Consider the following 3,458-nt stretch of genomic DNA (forward strand, 5'->3'; position numbering starts at 1 on the left):
TTCAAATTGTTCTAAGTGTAATTTATGGATTGTTGTACCTAAAACGCAATGTACCACTAAATGTACCAACAATAAAAACAAGAACAAAATAATATTATAATTTACAATAATTTAATGTTAAAAATTGAGTCTGGGAGGGCACCAAACTCTAGAAGGTTAGTAAGCGTAGTGTTTACTGACCTTTTTTTTGTACCTGACGATTTTGGGTCAGGTAATGGGTCAGACAAGCACCCGAACACGCACTCTTCTCTGAATACAAAAAGGCGTAGCTGGATGATATCAGCTACGCCTTTTATTACGCTCACGTTTAAATTAAGCCATCGGTAAATAGGCCTGTGCTTGCACAACAAGACAAAGTTGATCAATTACCGACTGCGACACTACTTACTCGCGAGTGTTTCAAAAGCGGCTTCAGCATCAACCATTCCACCCGAGATCGATAGTGCACTGAATGGAACAAACGTTTCAGGTGATGATGGTTTTTTCACTAACAGCTCAGGATAACGACGGGCGCTATCAAGTAATAGGGCTTTGAGTTCTACTGCGGAGAGCTCTGGATAGCGTGACCACACCATAGCGGCAACGCCTGATACTACAGGTGCAGCCATACTCGTACCACTATAAGTGGCGTAGTTATTGCCTGGCGTAGAAGAGAGAATGCGATAACCGGGTGCAAAGATATCAACCGATTTTTGGCCATAATTACTAAAACTGGCGACAAAATCTTCATTCGCGTATTTCGCTGATGCACCTACGTCTATCCAAGTTGAAATAGGTGACGATTCGTAAGTATCGGCAAAACGATTAGGGAAGCTTGGTTTACTATCATTATCACTTTGGCTATTGCCTGCAGAATGGATGATTAACACACCTTTGCTGGCCGCATAACGAAACGCGTGGTCAACTACAAATTTACGTGGTGAATAGCTTTTACCAAAACTCATGTTGATGATTTTTGCGCCATTATCCACCGCATAACGCACAGCATTAGCAATGTCTTTATCGCGCTCATCACCATTGGGCACCATACGCAACGACATGACTTTCACATCTTCAGATAAGCCGTCAATTCCGATACCATTGCGACGCTCTGCTGCAATAATTCCCGCCACATGCGTACCGTGTGATGCATCAGGCCCTTTTACATCATTATTTCCATACCCCTTTTCCCAAGGGTTGCTGATGTCATCTAAAACGATATCAGCACGAGGATCAAACTCAAGGTTGTAGTAGTAATCCAACGCATCTTGATATCGGCTTCGTCTTGACTCGAGGTAGTCAAACGAATACCAATCGTCGAATAGTGCCAACAAAGCTTGAGCAGCGGAGACGACTTCAGAGTTCGGATGTGACAGCAAAATGAGCAAACCTTCGGCCGTAAAATCTTTATGCTGAGTCAAGGCTAAGATTTGCGATTTATATTGATTCGCTTGCGCAATAGCTTCAGTGACCTGCCCGATCAGGGTTTGGTTACTCTGAACCTCGGCTAGATATTCCGTTTCTATTGCTTGGTAGTAAGTACGTTTTTGCTCAGGTATCCAATCATTGCCTTCTAATAAATCCAGGTATTTTTTGTACTCACGCGTCAGCTCTAATGTATCGTAATCCACATTGATACCAAGCGAGTTACCTAAGAAATTCCAACCATACACATCATCAATATAGCCATTACCATCATCATCAATGCCATTGTTTGGGATTTCTCCCGCATTAACCCATAACTTGTTCTTTAGATCTTCGTGTTCAATGTCCACGCCCGAATCTAACACCGCCACGATAACAGGCTGAGGTTTAAGAGGGGGCATCAAGGATTCATACACATAATCCGATCCAACCCCTTGGATAGAGGAATAGTTAGCCGAGAGATTAAACCAATCCCCACGCTGTTCAGAACTCCCAATCATACGCATGAAAAACAAACGAGGTTGGATAGCTTGTGGAGTATAGTCTTCAACAATATTACCTTTTATATCTTTAATAAAAGGCGAATTAATTGGGGTGGGTTCCACACTGACGTTTGCCGAAACCGATGCTGAAACGAGTATTGCTGCAGCAAGAGCAGAATATTTGTATCCTTTATTCATTTTATTACATCCTATTTAATGCGCTTAGAAAGCGACCAAAAAGATAAAACGCAACACAATGAAAATCATTCACAACAACAATAAAACTATACATCCATCCCATTATCGTGAATGTTTTGTGCTGAAAATTTGATCTAAACACCATTGATACAATGGTGTTTAGAAGTTCGCAAAATATTGATAAATCTATACTTTAATGGTTTTTCATCATGTATTAATAAGCGAAGGCCGGCATAGGCCATCTAAACCTTGAGGTTTGAATCTTAGCGGCGAAGTCAGGGGGTAAACACCGTCTAGATTTTACTGGCTTGTAACTAAATCGAATAATCGAAAACGATGATCTCTTCGAGCAAAGGACGAAAGACATCCTTTAGCGCGTTATGCTCTGGATGAGGTAGGTAATTTTGGCGCCCTTGCTCATCGCTAAATGTCATTAAAACGCTGTGGGTATAACCTTGGTTTTTGCCTTCAGGGCTGTCGTTCACGCCCCACTCAACAGCAGCGACCCCCTCAATTTTCTCTGGCATGGCTTCAAACAGCGACTTGAGCTGTTGAATGTCGGCAGGCTGAGCTTGTGGTTTGAATTTGATTAATAAGATATGGCGGATCATTGTTCGCTCCGTTTCTGTCTGTAGAATTTCTTTTCATAAAGAGGGATAACGCTGGCTCACTGGTGCTAAAGCTGCTGTGCTTAAAACAATAAAGCGGCACTCAAGGTTTGAAGCGCCGCTTTATTGATTAAATGGGCTACAACCCTAACCAATATTGACCGATGAACCACCAATAATTACGCCACCGCAGTCAACGGCATCGCCGACTCGCGCGGCGGGCTTGCCATCAATCATAACGCTACCCGAGCCCCCTTTAATTGCACGTGGGTGGCTTGGGTTGTTCGGTTTGTCATGAGGCTCTAGCGGGTCGCCCTGCCTTGCCACTGCTTTGCCATCAATTTTTACCGTCGGTGACCCAGCAGTGATCGGCGTAGGAGGAAAACCATCATGATCGGATCCGATATCTCCTACTAATGCACCATTTGCCATTGATTTGCTCCTTATCAGATTCGTTGATTAAGCTTGTTGCGATGTTGTTTTACTTTAAGGGTTTAGGTGTTTTATACCGTATTATATCAGCTAAAGTATTTGCCTTAGCAACTAATCCACCCAGTCATCACGGCTAGTGAAACCATCGATGTATACCATCGGTGTCATATAGCTTATTTCTTTCTCTATATCGCAATCTTTAGTAACATTTTTCTTATTTTCTACTCCAAGAAAGAGCTTGTCTGAACCCGTAATAGCTTCATACAGAGCTGCATAGCAATATAACTGCTCATTATTAAATTCATTTTTAAATTCAAAAAATCTAGTCTTGTAA

Annotated in this window: 3 protein-coding genes and 1 pseudogene; all 4 read right to left on the reverse strand. The window is 42.2% G+C overall.

Annotated elements, in window-relative coordinates; all coding sequences use genetic code 11:
* Positions 1–380: 380 nt before the first annotated feature.
* Positions 381–2,084: a S8 family peptidase gene (locus B9J84_RS04825; protein WP_094123654.1), complete on the reverse strand. Its 1,704-nt coding sequence runs from the start codon at positions 2,082–2,084 to the stop codon at positions 381–383.
* Between the two features lie 314 nt (positions 2,085–2,398).
* Entirely contained in the window at positions 2,399–2,695 is a 297-nt protein-coding gene (locus B9J84_RS04830; protein WP_094123655.1) for a Dabb family protein, read from the reverse strand.
* Between the two features lie 144 nt (positions 2,696–2,839).
* Positions 2,840–3,124, reverse strand: coding sequence for a type VI secretion system PAAR protein (locus tag B9J84_RS04835; RefSeq protein WP_017043423.1), 285 nt, complete (start codon positions 3,122–3,124; stop codon positions 2,840–2,842).
* 111 nt (positions 3,125–3,235) lie between these two features.
* Positions 3,236–3,458, reverse strand: a pseudogene (locus B9J84_RS04840) (sel1 repeat family protein); the annotation flags it as partial.

The organism is Vibrio sp. V03_P4A6T147 (genome assembly GCF_002241085.1).
Classification (GTDB): Bacteria; Pseudomonadota; Gammaproteobacteria; order Enterobacterales; family Vibrionaceae; genus Vibrio; species Vibrio anguillarum.

What these genes read in the sequence shown, in the direction of transcription:
- B9J84_RS04835 (WP_017043423.1), bottom strand. Translation starts at nt 3,124, where the DNA reads ATGGCAAATGGTGCATTAGTAGGAGATATCGGATCCGATCATGATGGT.
- B9J84_RS04825 (WP_094123654.1), bottom strand. Translation starts at nt 2,084, where the DNA reads ATGAATAAAGGATACAAATATTCTGCTCTTGCTGCAGCAATACTCGTT.
- B9J84_RS04830 (WP_094123655.1), bottom strand. Translation starts at nt 2,695, where the DNA reads ATGATCCGCCATATCTTATTAATCAAATTCAAACCACAAGCTCAGCCT.